Source organism: Reichenbachiella sp., from assembly GCF_039944555.1.
Lineage (GTDB): Bacteria > Bacteroidota > Bacteroidia > Cytophagales > Cyclobacteriaceae > Reichenbachiella.
Map to the genome: position 1 here is coordinate 29341 of NZ_JBDUYN010000020.1, position 18267 is coordinate 47607.

General features: G+C 41.7%; 15 protein-coding genes. 10 read left to right on the plus strand and 5 right to left on the minus strand.

What is annotated here, in order from left to right:
* Positions 1-113: 113 nt before the first annotated feature.
* The 10 genes from ABJD64_RS24580 to ABJD64_RS24625 all read left to right on the plus strand — a co-directional run bounded on the left by ABJD64_RS24580 (position 114) and on the right by ABJD64_RS24625 (position 13375).
* A complete protein-coding gene (locus ABJD64_RS24580; RefSeq protein ID WP_348180981.1) occupies positions 114-4229 on the plus strand; it encodes a polymorphic toxin type 15 domain-containing protein in 4116 nt (1371 codons plus the stop codon).
* A 10-nt stretch (positions 4230-4239) separates the two neighbouring features.
* Complete coding sequence (locus ABJD64_RS24585) at positions 4240-4827, plus strand: T6SS immunity protein Tdi1 domain-containing protein (protein WP_348180982.1); 588 nt, start codon at positions 4240-4242, stop codon at positions 4825-4827.
* A gap of 329 nt (positions 4828-5156) precedes the next feature.
* Positions 5157-5789: a hypothetical protein gene (locus tag ABJD64_RS24590; RefSeq protein ID WP_348180983.1), complete on the plus strand. Its 633-nt coding sequence runs from the start codon at positions 5157-5159 to the stop codon at positions 5787-5789.
* Positions 5790-6353: 564 nt separating this feature from the next.
* Complete coding sequence (locus tag ABJD64_RS24595) at positions 6354-8102, plus strand: DUF4157 domain-containing protein (protein ID WP_348180984.1); 1749 nt, start codon at positions 6354-6356, stop codon at positions 8100-8102.
* A gap of 268 nt (positions 8103-8370) precedes the next feature.
* Positions 8371-9096 (plus strand): hypothetical protein, encoded by a 726-nt coding sequence (locus ABJD64_RS24600; RefSeq protein ID WP_348180985.1) that lies wholly within the window; start codon positions 8371-8373, stop codon positions 9094-9096.
* A 126-nt stretch (positions 9097-9222) separates the two neighbouring features.
* Positions 9223-9561 carry a hypothetical protein gene (locus tag ABJD64_RS24605; RefSeq protein WP_348180986.1) on the plus strand — a complete coding sequence of 113 codons (339 nt, stop codon included), beginning with the start codon at positions 9223-9225 and terminating at the stop codon, positions 9559-9561.
* 115 nt (positions 9562-9676) lie between these two features.
* Entirely contained in the window at positions 9677-9865 is a 189-nt protein-coding gene (locus tag ABJD64_RS24610; protein ID WP_348180987.1) for a hypothetical protein, read from the plus strand.
* Between the two features lie 39 nt (positions 9866-9904).
* Positions 9905-10180 carry an RNA-binding S4 domain-containing protein gene (locus ABJD64_RS24615; RefSeq protein WP_348180988.1) on the plus strand — a complete coding sequence of 92 codons (276 nt, stop codon included), beginning with the start codon at positions 9905-9907 and terminating at the stop codon, positions 10178-10180.
* Positions 10181-10187: 7 nt separating this feature from the next.
* Complete coding sequence (locus tag ABJD64_RS24620; RefSeq protein WP_348180989.1) at positions 10188-10499, plus strand: DUF3817 domain-containing protein; 312 nt, start codon at positions 10188-10190, stop codon at positions 10497-10499.
* A 179-nt stretch (positions 10500-10678) separates the two neighbouring features.
* On the plus strand, positions 10679-13375 hold the full coding sequence (locus tag ABJD64_RS24625; protein ID WP_348180990.1) for a Plug domain-containing protein: 2697 nt from the start codon (positions 10679-10681) through the stop codon (positions 13373-13375).
* A gap of 13 nt (positions 13376-13388) precedes the next feature.
* Here ABJD64_RS24625 and ABJD64_RS24630 read toward each other — a convergent pair whose 3' ends face one another.
* Genes ABJD64_RS24630 through ABJD64_RS24650 form a run of 5 tightly spaced genes read right to left on the minus strand, consistent with a single transcriptional unit; the run spans position 13389 to position 18266 of the window.
* On the minus strand, positions 13389-13985 hold the full coding sequence (locus tag ABJD64_RS24630) for a gluconate 2-dehydrogenase subunit 3 family protein (protein ID WP_348180991.1): 597 nt from the start codon (positions 13983-13985) through the stop codon (positions 13389-13391).
* A gap of 10 nt (positions 13986-13995) precedes the next feature.
* Positions 13996-15714, minus strand: a complete 1719-nt coding sequence (locus ABJD64_RS24635) for a GMC family oxidoreductase (RefSeq protein ID WP_348180992.1) — start codon at positions 15712-15714, stop codon at positions 13996-13998.
* 23 nt (positions 15715-15737) lie between these two features.
* Complete coding sequence (locus tag ABJD64_RS24640; protein ID WP_348180993.1) at positions 15738-16682, minus strand: sugar phosphate isomerase/epimerase family protein; 945 nt, start codon at positions 16680-16682, stop codon at positions 15738-15740.
* Between the two features lie 21 nt (positions 16683-16703).
* Positions 16704-17630, minus strand: coding sequence for a TIM barrel protein (locus tag ABJD64_RS24645; protein WP_348180994.1), 927 nt, complete (start codon positions 17628-17630; stop codon positions 16704-16706).
* Positions 17631-17648: 18 nt separating this feature from the next.
* Positions 17649-18266 (minus strand): gluconate 2-dehydrogenase subunit 3 family protein, encoded by a 618-nt coding sequence (locus ABJD64_RS24650; RefSeq protein WP_348180995.1) that lies wholly within the window; start codon positions 18264-18266, stop codon positions 17649-17651.
* Position 18267 lies beyond the last annotated feature (1 nt).

Sequence of the window (18267 nt, forward strand, 5' to 3'; positions counted from 1 at the left end):
CATAAAATCGGGACCTTCAATTTCAGGAAGATAAGGATATGAAAAGAACTCCAAAAGGAAGGGAAAGCGATTTGAATAGAACTCAATTCCTCTCATAAAGCGAGGACTAGTAAATGGAAACCGCCACCAAAACCGATACTAAAACCTCCAATAGCAAAGCTGCTGCTCACACAATACAGCCCAAAGCGCAGGAGCTGGATAAGAATGGCGCAGAGGCCGTCGAAACCATGGAGGCAGCTGGAGCCCGGGATATGTTTGCTGCCAATCAATTGGGTGGTGACGCTAATCAAGAGCCCGATGGAGTACTCGGTAAAGTATCTAGTTTACTAGCTCCTGCTCCAACCCGACGGAAAAGCGAAATGGTAAGAGGCTCGCAGGTACGACCGAATCCAAAGGCCTCCAACGTTGCGCCCTGGACGAAGAAACAAGCAAGTACACCGGTTGAAAGTAACGGAGCAAATCAGACTGCCAGTTTAAAACCACCGATTCAAAATACGGTTGATGATACTCAAGAAAAAACGGATAAAGATCAAAAGGATACCGGAACGGATATAAGCCCAAAAGAAGCCTCTAAAGCTTTGACAGAAGTAGTAGGTAAATCAGCCAAAGGAGAGGCAACCAAAGGCATTTCTGAGAAAGGTAGTGCCAAGGAAGCGACACCATCTGCTGAAAATTCAGAAAAAGAGGAAAATGAACAAGAAAGAAAGGATGAGGCAGTAGCGCCAGGAGGGGAGAAAGAGGCTGGAGAAGGGAAAGAAGCCCAGGGAAAAAGTAAACCACCTGCAGAAGGCAGTGCCAAGGAGGGCGGAGCAGGAGGCAAGGCAGAAGGAGGTGGCAAAGGAGCCCGTCAGATCGAAATTAATAAACCTGAGTTGGATGGACTAGCGGATCAATTGCAGGGCAAAATGGTGGCCTCAAAAGGAAAAGCAGGTGCTGAGTTGAAGACCGGTTCAGCCGCGAAATTGAAGCTCAGAACTGCAGGTATTCAGAAGCTTGCTACGAACGAAAAAAAGAAAAAATCCACGGCGACAAAAGTAGCAGAAACTCAAGCTGCCGTGCAGGAAACACCTGACGACAAAAAACAAGAGATGAACAGTGCTCAGGTGGAATCCATGGGCAAAAAAAATAAACCTGCTGTAAAAGAATCAGAAGCCAAAAAAGATAGCGCAAAGGCAGTACAAAACCTAATCAGGAATGTAACTACGTTGGAGGATTTGGACAATATCAAATCGACCATGCCTAATATGACAGCTGGTATCATGGGTACGATTACTGAGCAAACCAGTGGTATTTCTGAGACCTATAAACAACTGGATACCACCGGGCAAAAACCACAGCAAATCGTGAAAGCACAGGCTCTGCCCCCTGTTGAAAAGGCCGTGCAAACACCTCGACTCAATTTAGGCAAGGAGTTGGTGCCGAAAGTGAAAGACGAACAATTGGCTTTTATAGAGGAGACCGACAAAGAGACTGACAACCTGTTTGCCAAAGAGGGATTGGACATGCCGGGCGTAAAAGAAGTGGCTGATAAGATCACCACGGGCGATATAGGAAAGGCCAATGCCAATAAAAAAGAACTCAAACAAAAAACGAAGACAGGAAAAAATGAAATCCGAAAGGCAGAAGCAGACGCACACGTCAAATTAGACCAGGATCTACAACGAGAAGAAAATACGGCTAAGCATAGTATGCGGGCAGAACGGAATAAAAACCTAAATGCCGTAGCCAAAAATCAAGGGGGCACCAAGAGCAAAATTGAGCTAAAAAGAAAAGCCGTAACTGACCGTATCAATGGTATCTATGAGACGGCCAATAAAACAGTCACCGACAAAATAAAAAAACTCGAGACCGGAGCGATGTCCGATTTCGATAATGCACAGGCCAAGGCAACCAAAGAACTGGAAGATAATATCACTAGTCGAATGGATGCATTTAAATCCAGACGGTACAGCGGGTGGATAGGCAAGGGACGTTGGATCAAGGACCTTTTTAGTGACATTACTGAACTGTCAGAACCTAAAAGAATTTTCAAAGAAGAGCGGGAAAAATATGTTGTCAAGATAGATGGAGCAATAGCTACTATTACCAAGGCCAGTAAAATAGTAATTGAAGACTGTCGAAAAATAATCTCAGGAGCACGCACCCAAATCAAGAATTATGTAAAAACATTAGGTAGCGATGTAAGAAGTGCCGGACTGAAAGCACAAAATGAAATCAAAGGCAAATTGGATGCGCTGGATAAAAAAGTCAACGAGCAGCAAAAAGCCCTTGAGGCCAAGCTAAGTGAAAAACGCGAAGCAGCGATCCAGGCTATTGATGAGAAGATAGAAGATATGAAGGCTGCCATGGGTCCACTGCTTAGCCGGTTGGGCAAATTCCTATTGGACGCATTGATGAAAGTGTTTGAATGGGCACTGACGGCTGCAGGCAAATCGCCAAAAGAAATAATGGGCATTCTGAAAAAGACCAGGAAAACCATTACGACCATAGTGACTGACCCTATTGGATTCTTCAAAAATGTAGGAGCCGCCGTAGGAGGTGGATTCGAAAACTTCAAAAATAACTTCGGCCTTCATTTGAGAAATGCATTGGTCGGTTGGCTGACCGGTGCGGTAGGAGGTGCCTTGAAAATTCCGGAAAAATTTAATCTAGCTGGTGTCTTCACTATGGTTACATCCGCCCTAAATATTGGTTGGGATTTTATTAGAGGGCTATTAGTCAAGCACATCGGGGAGCCTGTCGTAAGGGCTGCCGAATCCGGATACGAGCTGATCACAAAAGTGGTGAATGAAGGCCCTATGGCCCTGTGGGAAGAAATCAAAGAAAGACTATCTGATTTAAAGGATACGGTGATTGGTGCCATCAAAGAATGGGCCGTAGCGCAAATCGTAAAGAAAGCGAGTATAAAATTATTGACTATGCTCAACCCTGCCGGAGCATTCGTGCAGGCCGTACTCCTGATTTACGATACGGTGATGTTTTTTGTCAATAACTGGGATCGCATCGTCGAGTTTGTGAAATCAGTTTTCAATAGTATTGGAGACATAGCAGATGGTAAGATTGGAAGTGCCGCCAAGTACATTGAAAAAATGCTCGGACTGGGCATGACGTTGCTGATGACCTTCCTGGCGCGCTTTGTGGGCTTGGGTGGCATTGCTACAAAAATTAAAAAAGTAATCACCAAGCTCGGCAACAAAGTACGAAATGCCATCAAAAAAGCCGTAAAGAAAATCGCCGACAAAGTGAAAGGCTGGTTTGGCAAGAGCAAAGGAGGTAAGAAGAAGGTCAGTGATAAGGAGGTTGAGAAGGATAAGAAAGAAGGGAAGCTGAAACCTGAAACGTTCGATATGGCTGGTGATCAACACACTTTGTACTTCGAAGGAGACCGGTTAATAATGGCAAGCAAGAAACAGTCATTATCGACTAAAATCAATAAATGTAAGAAAGAGATTAAGGCGAATTCCGAAGACCCTAGATGGAAAGGAAAGACCAAGGTTGTCTTTAGTGGTTTAGATAGAATTAAGAGAGTTAGTAATTCCTTAAAATCAGAAAAGAAGAATGCAAAAGGAGATAAAGCTAAGCAACAGAAAGTTCAAGCTAAACTTGGCAAGCTAGCACTTATAATAAGTAAATTTGGTAGGTCCTGGGGACTCAAGAAATTAATAGATGTCGCTAGTGTTGAGGTGGATAAGGAAACTCAGCAAGTAACTATTAGTTTTGCTTATGGTCGATCTTATCATAAGATGACTGATCCAGATAAAAAAATAGCTTATGAAAAGGAATACAAGCGTCAATTGGATAATCAGCAACAAGGAATTAGGAAGCTTACCGTAGATAAATGGCAGGCCAATAGAGCTAAATATCTTAAAAAAGCAGTTGAAACCGGTGGCTCTGGCCGAAGTGATGAATCTGCTGAAGAACAGAGAGCAGCAAAAAAAGAACTTTACACGTCTGAAGTGACAAGAGTTATGAATGAACATAAGATTGGCCGAGATAAAGCAAGAGAGATAGTAGATAAATATGTGGCATTGCATGATCCTGATCAGGTGGCAGGAGGTGATGATGGCGGTATTGTAAGTCTAGGTGTAGGTAGTGTGAATTATTCTATAGGTGGTCAGTGGAAAAATAAGATTTACCAAGTAGATGCCGTAGTAGAAAAGGCACACAAAAGTTTGAGCAAAGAAGACCGATCAAAAGTTAAAATGAATGTTAAGCTGGTAGTTAGCTAATTGAAAAATTATGATGAAAGATTTCTACATTGAGTACAATAATATTGTTAAAGGGGAGGAATTATCTATTGAGAATAGAAAAAAATATGATTCTATTTTCCCAAAAGAACTAATTGATATATGGGATGAACATGGGTTGGCAAGTTTTAATAAAGGAATATTTTCATTAGTCAATCCAGAAGAGTCCATAGATATTATTGAAGATTTAAAGGTGAAGGATGCCTTATTCAAGATTAAAAGTAGAGAGTTTTATGTTTTTGGAAAGACTGCTTTTGGTTCAGTTTTTATTTTATCAATTGAACCTGAGAAAACCTCTGTAATTGTTTATGACATACTGTATAGTGACTATTCGGTAATTATATCGGACAGTGATTTTGATTTTATGTTTAATGTTTTGTTCTTAGACGAATCAGTTAAAAGAGAAGAATTATCAGAAGAGTTATTTAGGGAATGTTATGAGAAATTGGGCGCTTTAGAGTCAGACGAATGTTATGGATTTGTACCACTTCCAGCACTAGGAGGAGATAAGACTATAGAATATGCAGAGAAAGTTAAGTTTAGAGAGTATTTAAGTATTTGTGCCCAAGCGCAGATGTAGTGCTTTCGATATTGATAATTTTAAAACTAGATAGCGCGCGTTTAGCTTTTTCGGCGTAACGCGCGCACCGTATTGGCGTGAATTAGCAATCCGTGACTTGTTCTTGTTAAACACCTTCAGTAGCACGTGAAAATGACTCAGGAGTACATGTAAATAACTAAGGAGCCTCATTTTAACTTAAATCGCCTATTATTTTTTATAAAATTGGCCATAAATGGGGATTGAATTTTTATGTACAACCACTTAAATTGATTCTCAAAAATGCAACCATCGAGACTCAAATCAATTCATTGATTGCCTAAGATTTATTTCAATCTAAATCTAAAATCATGAAATACTTTTTTCTAGTTTTATTCATACTTCTATTCACATTGTCATGTGGCCAATCTTCTGATTCGAGAAAAGGATCATATGATGTGTCAAGTCAAAATGTAGATAAGGACAGAAGTTGTAGAAATGGTGCCAATACTTTATTCAATTTGTATATTAGATTGAATCCAATTTATTCCATATACTATGGAACTCCTGAGGAATATATTGCTCAAAACAGAGGACTCTTTCAAGGTGGAGATGTCAATGAATGTGCAAAGAAGGTGGCAAGGGCATTGTTGAATAGTTCTATTCAAACATTTGACCGGAATGCCCTAAATAGGAGGGCCGAACTTAATGCTCAACTCGGTGCAATGGGAATCAGTCCCGGACAAGAAGAAATGAACCCTTCAGCTGTTTTATTTACCACTGGTCAACAAATTTTACAATTGTCTAAATGTTTGCCAGGCCTCTTGCAAGGAGGAGCTGGTTCTAACTGTATGTCACAAGAACAGGTCCTTGTCAACCAATTACTGAATACCTTATTGCAGGATTCCTTTATGCAGTCGACCTTACAACAAATCAAACCGCTAATTCTACAAGCTGCAGAAGCCGATTTTCAGTTTCTAATGTCTATCGCGAATGAGATATGAGTAATTTAAAGCATAGCATCCATTTTCAATAGAGCTAGGCTCAAGGAACTTTGTCAATTAAACCTTGATCTAAATAGTTAAATATGCAGACAACCGATGATCCAAAGATAGAATATGTTTGGGCGCTTAGCTCTCCCCAATGGGTAGGTGCCTTTATGACTATCGCTATATTGGTATCGTTTATCCCTTTTATTTGTGGATTTTTATTAGGTCTATCAGTATCTAGTGATTTCATTTTTGGGATTTACGCTTTGATAAGTGGGGTGATTTCAGATTATGTGATTCGAAAAAAGTTCAAAAAGGTTCTATTCATTTTTAGGAGTCCTAAATTTTCATTTATTGCCCTTTGGATTCTACTTTGCATATATGTAATGCTATTTCAACCTTTTGTTTAATGGGGTTTTATTAATCCCTTACAGAAAAAGAGTTATAAGTAATGTTTTCCCCCAATTAGTGCGGTGTCTAGCTTGTGCCTTTATCTCAATCTGGCATAAGTCCTCCGGCCTTTGATAAGCATTAGATGAACTTGCTCACCACCTCAAAAACCACTAACTTTAATACACCATGACCACTCTAGCCAAACCCAAAAAGAAGAGAATAACACCTACTCAGGAACGATCAAATACTCGTAAGGGATTGTCTCATGCTGCAAAAGCCTTAGGTGTTCAAACCAAACTCAAGATCGGCAAGCCCAATGACAAACACGAGCAGGAAGCCGATCGCGTAGCTGATCACGTAGTCAACGGCCCTAAACCGACAAAGGTCCAGCGTAAGCCGCTGGAAGCAGGCATTTCACATGGGGTGCAAAAACAGGCAGATGAAGAAAAAGAAGTAGCACCTAAGTTCATTCAAAAGCAGGAGGATAAGGAAGAACTCAAACCCAAGCTGCAACGTCAAACAGAGGTAGATGAAGAAATAAAACCAAAGCTGCAGTTGCAAGAGGAGGATAAAGAGATCTCACCCAAGCTCATTCAAAAGCAGGAAGATAAGGAAGAACTCAAACCCAAATTACTGCTTAAGCCAAAAGAAAAGGAAAAGGTAGGGCCTAAACTGCAACGCCAACCGGCTGAAGAAGATGAGGTAAAAACAAAGCTGCAACTTCAAGAGGAAGAAGACAAAGTACCGGTGCAAACCAAACGTTCATCGACAAACCAAGAAGTGGCAAGTCCGTCCATCGAAAATAGCCTACGAAGCAGCAAAGGCTGCGGTAGACCGATGTCTGATGAAACTCGTTCATTTATGGAAAATAGAATTGGAGTCGATTTTAGTCGGGTTAAAATCCATAATGATTCCAATGCGGTACGAATGAACCAAGAGTTGGGAGCTCAGGCCTTTGCCCACGGACAAAACATCTATTTCAATCAGGGAAAGTACAATCCGGATAGTAGTTCGGGTAAGCATCTGCTGGCTCATGAGCTCACACATACCGTGCAGCAGGGAAACGCTTCGTCAATCCAAAAGCAGGATGATGACTCAAGCTCATCTAAATTATCATTGGGCTCGGGCAAACAGCCTTTTGAAGATGCTTTTAACAAGTCGTTGGGGTCTTTTACACTAGATGGTTTTGTTACCAATAAGCATGACCTGACACCAAAGCACACAGCGATAATCAAAGAAAAAGCTGCCACGATTGCCTTTTTGCTTTCTCAAGACCCGGATGCGTACCTGGTCATTGAAGGACACGCAGATGCTGTGGGTAAAGAGGAAAATAATCAGACACTTAGCGAAAAAAGAGCAGGTCGGGTGATTGCCGAATTGATTAGTCATGGAATCCCAGAGCATAAAATGATTAAGAGCGGAAGCGGAGAGTCTGAGCTCAAGATCAAGACTAAAAAAGCAAATGCAGCCAATCGAAGGGTAGAAGTTAGGTTTAATAAGATCACGATGGGGTTTGGTGTTGATACCAAGCTGAAGTTGAAAGATTTTTCACCAGAGAAATTGGAGGAGGAGATGAAAAAGCCAAACATTCATGATCTTTTTAAAGTACCAGAACCTACAAAAGAGCAAATCGAAGAATGGAAATGGCGAGAAATGGAGCGAATCTATAAGGACTTAAAGCCAGTAGATAATAAAATCACATTCAACAAAGCAGTCGACGGAATCATCGATAAAATGACCGATGGTATAAAAAATAAAACGATTCGCAATTTGGTTAAAAAGGGAATTAGAAAGGCAATAGACAAAGGCATAGATGCAGGGTTGGACGGAGTATTGGATCAGGCAGGGATCAAGGGAGAAGGTAAAGAGGCCATTAAAAAGACCATTGAAACAATTAGAGAAAAAGGATTTGAAAAACACCAAGACGCGAATTGATACAGGAACTATCGCAACCCTCAGATTTGAGTAAGTCTTGCTGTCATTAATAAAATGTGCAAGCGACCTCCATTAGCCTTTTAGCTAGTTGATTGTTATTCTTCTAAGAAGGAGTTAGTCAAAAAGTACCCAATACCCTGGTCAAAACCAAAAATAAACAGATCTCAGGTTTGATGTAATCGATGCTGTATTCGATTTAGTTAGCAGTGAATCAAATTTGTATTGATAGACATTCTGTTATCTTAGCCATCCACAACCCATTTTGATCATGAAAAGAATCTTACTCATCCTTGTCTTTCTTTCAAGTCTGGAGATCAAGGCACAAAACACAGATCAACTTTACAAGGTCACACTGCTCAGAGCAAAGCCCGGAAGTTTGTTAGAGCTGATTGACCTCATCAAAACCGATATTGCCAACTATCAAAACTACCAAACGAGTAAGCCCTACCTGTTAAGACATAGCCAAGGGGATCATTGGGACGTGATGGTGATTTATCCTATGGAAAGTATGGATCAATATTTCTCCAAAATCTTAAGTGACAAACGGGCTAAATCTAAAACACTGGAAAAGCCATACGGAGATGCTTTTTTTGATATGGTTTCTTTTCAGGACGAAGCCATCGTGGCCGGGCCTGAAGTTGCGGATTTCAGCCGTGCCATGGAAGGATTCGATCTATTTCATATCGAGATATTTACGGCACTGGCAGGCAAGCAGGGTGAATTGCTCAAACAGCGGGAGGCTGAAAATGTGTTTTATTCAAAATTTGATCATCGACCCAATTTTATTTTTACCAGAGTCTTCGGTTCATCATGGGACATATTCACTATCGGTTGGTACAAAGATTTGCATGATTTTGCCGGACCGGAAATAAGCTTTGGGGTAGAAGATCAGGCTGCCAAAGACGCTGGCTTTGAAGGCGTTAATTTCATCGGAAGCTATCTACGCTCCCTGTTGCTGGAGCATCATGATACCCTGGCTAAAAAGGTGAACTAGGTCCGAAGTTGAAATATTTTTATGTCCGGTAAATCTTCCTGAGGACAAAAAATGCTATCTTTATCGCACCGTTATTTGCAACAATAATGGCAGATAAAAACCAACTATGACCTAATACCTTTCAAAATGGACGCCTGGTACCTCAATCCCTATTTTCTAGCTTTTTATGGCCTGCTCGCCTATATCATTATTGAATGGTCCCTCACCAAGGACAGATATGATAGGAGGCACGATAAGTTCAACTTTTCTCAGTATGCGAGAGAAAAATACGACAATTGGATAGTCTGTTTTATTCTTACACCGATCATTGTATGGTTTGGACCGGATTTACTCAAAGCCATTGGACAAATCTTTGGTTGGAAGATGCGATGGATGGATGCCATGTATCTCGGAGTAGGAGCGCTGGTACATGTCATGGGGTACGCAGTAAAAAGAATGAATCTGGTGATGAGACAACGAGTTTGAAGTTGGTCGATTCAATTCATTATTGCAACATGTAGTTAGCAAATAACTGAGCACTTTCCTTACATGCTTTAAAGGACGGCATAGTAATGCTAATTGGTAGGTTATACATTAAAAAGTGCCAAAAGACAGTCGTGAGCGGGATCAATTCAGGCCAGGTATTTTTGCACTGGTTGTTTTGCTGGTACTAGGATTGGTGCTGGTAGCTGTTTTCTTTCCAGGGCGAACAGAGCCTACGATCGCCATTTCGGTCGGCCTTTTTGCGATAGTCCTTTATGGTCTGATGAGAATGTTTGGGAAAATGTAGGTGAATGGTAAAACCACTCATTCCAAATGTTTCAGGACGATGGAAAATTACCAATATTTGCAACCCGAAACCCAAAAGCGTTACCTCTGGATCAAGACACTCATGGAAGTATTCAAACTAAAAGCAGATGAGGAATATATTGAACTCAACAACTTGCTCAAGGCGTTTGGCTGGGTAGCAACAGGTGGTGAGGCAAAAATCAGAATTGATCAGGGAGAGGTAACAGTAAATGGAGAAGTAGAAACGCGTAGAAGAAAGAAAATGCGAACAGGAGATACCGTTTTGTTCGAAGACATGAAGGGAAAAGTTGAATAATATGAACATGAAATCACCGCTCGGCCGACTGCGCCTATTGGCCTTGCTAGAGGGCATCAGCTATTTGCTATTTGGAATTACCATGCCTCTGAAATATGCGATGGACATCAGAGAACCCAATCTTTACGTGGGTATGGTGCATGGCTGGCTTTTTATACTTTATGTAGTATTCAGTTTTCAGAATATCTATATCCATAAATGGGGCTTCAGAATTTCGTTTTGGCTTTTGCTTGCCTCTCTCATTCCATTTGGTACCTTCCTTGTCGACAGCAAAATATTGAAACCGTTTCAGCGGGGCAACATTGGATCTGCAGCCTGACTGAAATCCAGCACTTGGTGTTTGTTTCTTAAAACCGAGTAAAGATGAATATCTTTACCCTATAGCACAATCATTGATTTCGTTATGGGATTTTATTCAAACCTATTTAGATAGATATTGAATAAAAACATAAGGTAAACAGAAGATAATTCTGTTTAGGTTATTACAATTACCATTGTATGAAAAACACCGTCTTACTACTCTGCCTAATTTCTGTTTTTAGTTTTACTCTTGTCGACCATGAGGATGAGATAAAGAATAAAATCCAGGGACTTTTAGATAGCTATGCAAATAAATCACTAAGGGAAAAGCTCTATGTGCATATCGACAACAACCTGGTAGAACCTGGCAATAGCATATGGATGAAGGCCTATGTGACTGAGCAGACCACCACCAGACTTTCAACCTTGAGCAAGGTGCTTTATACGGATGTTCTCACTCATCAGGGAGACAAAGTATTGGGCTATAAATTTCTGCTTGAAGGAGGAGTCGCCGACGGGGCCATCTATATTCCGGATTCGCTCGAATATGAAAATTATGTTTTGAGTGCATATACCCAGGAGATGAAGGATTATGATGAGGCCTTTACTCAAGTCATTGAAATACGCAGTTACAACTCACTTTTTAAGAAATGCGATCTTACGTTTGATAAAGAGATATATCAATCCGGTGACCGCGTTGAAGTCAATATCCAAACCATGGATATCAATAACAAACCGATCGGAAAAGTGAAGTATGACTACAAACTGTACAATCAGGGAGTGGTCATTGCCAAAGGCTCAGGACGAACGGGCAAAATGGGTGTGGCCACGCATCAATTGTCGCTTGATCAAAATCAGTACATACACAAGCCAATCATAGAATTAACGACCAATTTCAACGAAAATAAGACCAATTTCTATTTCACTGTACCTGCAGTTACCAAAAAGGAATTGTTGGTTTCATTTTATCCCGAAAGTAAATCCATGCTGGAAGGTGTAGAGAATCGAATAGGCATCAGAACAACCGATTTGAAGGGCATACCGGTTAATTTCCGTGGTGCTATTGTAGATGAGGACAACAGTGAAATTACAGAAGTAGTGATTCGATCAAATGGTATCGGGTCGGCTCAGATGACTCCTTTGCCAGGTAAGATCTATTACTTGGAAGTTCCTGGTCTGGACAAGAAATTTGAACTTCCAAAAGCAAGTACAGAAGGCTATGCGATGGCCTTGTCTGACGAAGGAAAAGGAGAGGTTTCAGTTCGTATTTCAAAATCTTCCAGTGTTGATTCATTGGTGCATGTTGCCCTGATCAGCTCAGGGAAGGTGAACTATTTTTCAAGACTGAATTTGAAACAAGAAGAAGAGGTGGTGGTCTCTACTCAGGACTTGGAAAGCGGTATAGCGGAGTTTTGCCTTTTTGATCGTTCAGGAAATAGGCTGCTGGACAGACCCATATTTATTGATAATGAAAAAGTGGTTGAGTTCGAACTTAATTTTTCGGATGGGTTTGAAAAAGTAGATGAAACGGTGGAACTGTCTGTGCTGGCGAAAGATCACCTGGGTAATCCTGTATCAGGAGAATTCTCCATGTCCATAACCGAAGATTTTTCAGTTTTTCATAAAACCTTCCAGCAATCAAATATTGTCTCGACTTTGTTATTAGAAAGCGCGGTATCTAGTCAGCTACTTAACCAAACCAGTTTTCTGCCCGGCGATATTTTCAATGATGGAAATGTCAATGATGCCTTACTGGTTTTGGACTACAAAAGACTCGGTTGGCCTACCGGTTCAAGGACAAATGAAAGTTCTTCGGATCAACTGATAGACGAAAAAGAGTTTCTACAAGGTGTAGTTTTGGACAAAAACAATATGCCTCAGGGAGGGGTGGATGTGATAGCAATCGTAAAAGGTACCTGGGACCGGAGTATAATCACGAGCGACAAATTTGGTTTTTTCACACTGCCTGTGTCACTGCTTTCAGAGGAGAACCGGGGTTTCATTATTGGCCTCGCGGATGATGAAAATGCAAAAAACTTAAAAATAAAAATCAAAGACGTTGAATATGTTCCCAAATCAATCCAGGGTTTGTCTTTTGAATTGCTTATGGCAGAGCAAGAGCGTTTAGATGGTACAGAAGGCTTTGGCAATGCCAAAATCCTTCCCGATCTATTGGTAGAAGATGAAAGTTATGTGCAGGAATTTTTATCTAAAAAAGGTCAAAATTATGGCAGCTTTACCTCCACGATCAAACAAGGCTCTCAACTCAGGCAAGGCCAGAGTTTTATAGACATTCTCAGGCAGATAACCAACGTAGCACATGTAGACAAGCCTTTGCCTGGCAATGTGGTTTTCAGAGGAGTACCAAAGATAACAGGGTCTACATTTGGAGGAGGAGGATATCCTGCCTTGTTTGTATTAGATGGTGTTCCAATAGGCAATAGTTACCTCGATCTAGATTATCTCAGGGTCGAACATATCCAGTCCATCCATGTGATTCGCAGTTCGGCAGCGGTGATCAGTTATGGTACAGATGCCGGTGGTGGTGTCGTCGTAGTGAAAACTGGTATCGTAGAACATGAGGATAAGGATCAACTTTTTACAAAACAAAAACTGGAACAGAATCTATTGAATGATTTTGAAAGGGCCGTATCAGTGGACTTCTTCGAGCCAAGGAGAAAGTTCGAAACGAACACAGATACGACAGGCTTTTCGATGCTGAAGTCTACTCTTTTTTGGACACCAAAGGTCATTTTTGATGAAAATGGTGAGGCAAGAATCAATTACAAAAACCTGGATCTACCAGCTAAAGTAGTCATCAGAATCAACGGCATATCTGAGGCCAATCAGCTTGGGTATGTTGAGAAGACCTATTTTTCAAGGTTCTCTAAGTAAACGCCGTATATGGTCAGTTCCTCCTTATAGCCGCTCCCGACCAGGGGTTGTAATACATAGGTTTGGTACCCTCAGTGATAGTCACACAATTTTCGTATTTCCCGGGAATCGGTAGGAAGTTGAAATTACTTTTGGCAACAATCTCCGATGACAAATAGGCCCATAGCGATAACTGCTTAATCATGATATAGGCAGGCCTTGTGTCAAATGTTTCACCCTTTTCATTTATAAATGTGGCTATTGGATTGGCTTTGGCATCTGCTTCCTGAGATAGGAGATAAGCTTCTTTTTCATCTGATTGCAAGGAAGAGAATTTGTGGGCCTGATAAGAAAAGAATCCGGCTAACAGGACTTGCTGTTCGGGGGCTGAATAGAAATCACTTACGATTCGATTTATCAACTGTCCCACTTGCGCATCTTTCGCTCCTGGCGATTGTTCAGTATGTGGCAGGATGGTTTCCGCAATATCCTCAAGCAGATTCACTTGTTTTTGACTAAGGATGCCGTTTGCCTCTTCGGTATATGAGCATCCACTCAAAAAAGCATCTGCACCTACCACAGCACCTCCTACAATTAGTCCTACTGATTTTAATACTTCGCGTCTGTTCATGACTTATGCGTTATAAGTTCCCTTTTTTCAGTTCATCAATGGCATAATTGGCTGCACGGGCGGTGATAGCCATATAAGTCAGTGATGGATTTTGGCAAGCTGAGGAAGTCATACAAGCCCCATCTGATACAAATACATTCCTGGCGTTGTGCACTTGGTTATATTTATTCAATATGGAGTCTTTTGGACTGCGACCCATGCGGGCAGTTCCCATTTCGTGAATACTCAAGCCAGGATTCCAATTCTCATTTTTATCCGCGTAGATGTCTTTACATCCCAGGGCTTCCAGCATTTCGGCTCCAGTATTTAGCGAATCCTCCAGCATGCGGTCTTCATTGGATTTGAATTCGCAATCAATTTCAAGTAAGGGGACTCCCCATTCGTCAGTTTTTGCTTTGCTCAAAGTCACTCTATTGTCGTGATAGGGAAGCTGCTCACCCATAGGTCCGAATGACGTGGTCCAAGGTCCAAACGCTGTCAGCTTGTCTTTGAAATCAGCGCCTATGGTTTTTTCTGCGGCTTCTGTATTTCCAATCCTTCTGCTGGCCCCTGTAGAAAATGCGTAACCTCTCAGGAAATCCTTCTGCTTGTCGTCTTTGAAATTTCTAAATCTAGGCATATAGCACCAGGTAGGTCGGTGGCCACTGTAGTACTTATCTTCGAATCCCTCAAGTGTGCCTTTGATGTTTCCGCGATAATCGTGGTCCATGAGATACCGGCCAAGTACATCGTTTTCATTGCCCAGCCCTTCGGGAAAGCGCTCAGATTTGGAATTTAGTAATATGGCGGTCGTGTTCAAAGTACCTGCATTCAAAAAGATGACGTTGCTGAAATACTCGATGATCTCTTTGGTATTGGCATCAATTACCCGAACACCAGTGGCTTTCTGTTTGACATCGTCATAGATCACTGAGTGTACTACCGAATGAGGACGCAAGGTCATATAGCCTGTTTTTTTGGCTGCTGGAAGAGTAGAAGAGTTGGCACTGAAATACCCGGCAAAAGGACAGCCGCGTCCACAGCGATTTCGGTACATACAAGGACCGCGCTCATTGTGCCTCTGACTTAGATTGGCCGTGCGGGCAGAAATATAATTTCTATTCGGAAAAGCCGCTTCTATTTTTTCCTTGATATGTTGTTCAACACAATTCATTTCCATCGGAGGTAGGAATTCGCCATCAGGAATCTGATCCAATCCATCCCGATTTCCGCTGATACCGGCAAATTTTTCAACATAGCTATACCAGGGAGCCAGGTCTGCATATCTGATCGGCCAGTCTATGCCATATCCGTCTTTGGCATTCGCGGTAAAATCCAGGTCGCTCCATCTCTGAACCTGTCTGGCCCACATGAGAGATTTTCCACCCACCTGATAGCCTTTGATCCAATCAAAGGGTTTGATCTGAATATAAGGATGTTCATTATCTTTTACGAAATGATGCTCCTGGGCTTTATTGAATGCGTAACACTTGCTTACAATAGGGTTATCCCGTATAATCTCGGGGTTCAGCGCCATGCCATGATCGTCTGTCCAAGGCTCCATAGTGGCAGTAGGGTAGTCGCCATGCTCGATATTTCTCCCTCGCTCTAAAACAAGTGTGTTAAAGCCCTTTTCGGTAAACTCTTTGGCCGCCCATCCACCACTCATGCCTGAGCCTACTACGATCACATCGAAGTGATTGCCTTTGTTCGAATTGATGTTGACGGCTGTTGAATCTTTTTGCCCCATGGTCTGATCGTTTATCTAATGAGCTACAAGCTGGCTATTGTCTTTTCTAAAAGTGCTTTGGTAGCTCTGATGCCATCATATTCACTCATTACTTCTCCTTCGTACTCTATGCCTACGTATCCGGTAAATCCTGAATCTTTCACGATATTAAGCATCTTGGTGAAGTCTGAATGGATTTCATTGCCATTTTCATCAAAATCATGAGATTTGGCACTTACTCCTTTGGCAAATGGCATGAGATCCTTCATGCCTTGATATCTGTCATATTCGTCTATACAATTTCGTTCCTCATCTCTCGTGATGCAGAAGTTGCCAAAGTCTGGCAGTGTGCCACAATTGGGCATACTTACAGAAGAGATGACCTGATTGAGCCATTGCCCGTTGGACGAGTAGCCGCCGTGATTTTCTACAATCACATTGATGTCATAGTCCTTGGCAAATGTGCTTAATCGCCCCAGGCCGTCGATCGCATTTTGCTGTACCTCTTCTGCGGTACCCTCTCCGGCAGCATTGACGCGAATAGAATGACAACCTAGCTGCTTGGCGGCCTCTATCCATTGGTAATGATTTTCCACCGCTTGTATTCTTTTGGTTTCATCATTGTCACCCAGATATCCTTCGCCATCAATCATGATCAATAGACTTTTAACGCCCTGGTCTTCTGCGACTTGCTTCATTTGATTGATGTAGGATTTGTCCTTGCCTTTGTCTTTAAAAAAAGCATTTACATATTCTACGGCAGAAATGCCAAACTCACTTTTTGCCACTTTGGCAAAATCCAGATTAGACAATTCGCCTGCGAACAGTGCTTTGTGCAAAGACCACTGTGCTAGCGAAATATCATAGAGTGGCTTGTTTTTTACAGCTTTGCTACATGCCGATAATAAGGGAGAGGCTGAAATGGCCAGTGTTCCTGAGATCACCCCGGACTGTTTCATGAAGTTTCGTCTTGTTATGTTAGTTTTCATTTCAATGTTTTTCTTGTCGATTTAAAAATTATCTGTTTTTCTATAGGCCTCAATCACACGTTGCTCACCTTGCTTTCCGGGAAGAGACTGCCCATGTTCCATGCCTAAGAGGCCGTCATACCCTTTAGCGTGGATATGCTTGAAGACATTGATGTAGTTGATTTCGCCTGTTGTAGGTTCTTTTCTACCCGGGTTGTCACCAATTTGGAAATAGGCTATTTCTGACCACGCCTTGTCTATATTGGGTATGATGTTGCCTTCAGAGATTTGCTGATGATAGATGTCGAACAAGATTTTGCAAGAAGGACTGTTTACTGCTTTGCATATCTCATAGGCTTGTGGGATTTTAGTCAGAAACTGACCGGCATGATTGGCCCACCAGTTGAGTGGTTCCAGGACGATGATGAGTCCATGAGACTCCAAGACTTCACATCCCCTGCGCAAGGCTTCTACCAGGTTGGCTGTCTGATAACCCATCTCCAGGGATAAATCTATATGACCGGGGACAACGGTCATCCATTTGGCGTTGACTCGTTTCGCTATCTCAACGGACTCTCTTATTTCCTTAACAAAATTGTCTGTATATTCTTTTTCACCAGTCACCAAACCAGGCCTATTCCAGGTAATAGTATTAGCGACAAACACGCCCATATCCATTTGTAGAGCAGCCATTTTTCGGGCAATTCTTTCTTGTTCATCAACCGTGCGTTTACCCATCTCATTGTCCTCAAACGAACGAAATCCTTGATCATACATGAACTGAATTTGATCGATCAGGTCCATGCCAGCGCTTTCTTTGAATAGCCCAAAATGAGGTGCATAGTTAAGGTTGAATGGTTTTTCATTGGCAGATAAGAAACCAGACGAATCATGTGCGTACACCGCGTTACCTAAAAAAGGCACAGCGGCTGCGGTGGCGCCAAGCTTGAAAAACGATCTTCTTTTCATGAGTCTGTTATTTATGTTTTACAAAGACCATGCATTGCCAATTTGTTCGACTGGGATACAACCTTGATAGTTTTCCGGTATCGGTAAGTAGGAAAGTACATTTTCCCCGATTTCTTCTGAGGCATAAAAACCGAGCATAGCTAGGTTTTTTACTTTAAATAGAAAACTATAAATAAAGTACTCCTCAGTTTCTTCACCTGGTTCGATCGTATTGAGAAGCTCTTTTATCTCAGTCTGTCGCTCTTTGCTAATATCAAAATAACTCTTTAGATCCGCTTTGAAATCTTCAGCTGTGGCATAGGCTATTGATTTGTCAATCCTTACTTCAAATTTTTTGATCCAATGATTAAGGCCTAGTCTGAACTTGTCCTGATCCGCAGGTTTCATAATATCTGATATAAAGGCGTCAAGAAAAGCGATGGCTCTGACGTCTTTAGCTCCGGGTATCTCGGTTTTCGGTAAGAACACTTCGGCCAACTGCTCTACAGCAAAAGCCTCGTCTGCCGAAAGGAATACAGGACTCCAATCTACAGTACCTTTTTGTACACATGATGACAATAATGTGGTCAGGGCTGCAGGCGTCAAAGAATACCCGAGCGCCAGTGACATGGATTTTATTACGTCTCTTCTGTCCATT

Coding starts and splice junctions, on each gene's coding strand:
- ABJD64_RS24580 (WP_348180981.1), top strand. CDS start 114: ATGGAAACCGCCACCAAAACCGATACTAAAACCTCCAATAGCAAAGCT.
- ABJD64_RS24585 (WP_348180982.1), top strand. CDS start 4,240: ATGATGAAAGATTTCTACATTGAGTACAATAATATTGTTAAAGGGGAG.
- ABJD64_RS24590 (WP_348180983.1), top strand. CDS start 5,157: ATGAAATACTTTTTTCTAGTTTTATTCATACTTCTATTCACATTGTCA.
- ABJD64_RS24595 (WP_348180984.1), top strand. CDS start 6,354: ATGACCACTCTAGCCAAACCCAAAAAGAAGAGAATAACACCTACTCAG.
- ABJD64_RS24600 (WP_348180985.1), top strand. CDS start 8,371: ATGAAAAGAATCTTACTCATCCTTGTCTTTCTTTCAAGTCTGGAGATC.
- ABJD64_RS24605 (WP_348180986.1), top strand. CDS start 9,223: ATGGACGCCTGGTACCTCAATCCCTATTTTCTAGCTTTTTATGGCCTG.
- ABJD64_RS24615 (WP_348180988.1), top strand. CDS start 9,905: ATGGAAAATTACCAATATTTGCAACCCGAAACCCAAAAGCGTTACCTC.
- ABJD64_RS24620 (WP_348180989.1), top strand. CDS start 10,188: ATGAAATCACCGCTCGGCCGACTGCGCCTATTGGCCTTGCTAGAGGGC.
- ABJD64_RS24625 (WP_348180990.1), top strand. CDS start 10,679: ATGAAAAACACCGTCTTACTACTCTGCCTAATTTCTGTTTTTAGTTTT.
- ABJD64_RS24630 (WP_348180991.1), bottom strand. CDS start 13,985: ATGAACAGACGCGAAGTATTAAAATCAGTAGGACTAATTGTAGGAGGT.
- ABJD64_RS24635 (WP_348180992.1), bottom strand. CDS start 15,714: ATGGGGCAAAAAGATTCAACAGCCGTCAACATCAATTCGAACAAAGGC.
- ABJD64_RS24640 (WP_348180993.1), bottom strand. CDS start 16,682: ATGAAAACTAACATAACAAGACGAAACTTCATGAAACAGTCCGGGGTG.
- ABJD64_RS24645 (WP_348180994.1), bottom strand. CDS start 17,630: ATGAAAAGAAGATCGTTTTTCAAGCTTGGCGCCACCGCAGCCGCTGTG.
- ABJD64_RS24650 (WP_348180995.1), bottom strand. CDS start 18,266: ATGGACAGAAGAGACGTAATAAAATCCATGTCACTGGCGCTCGGGTAT.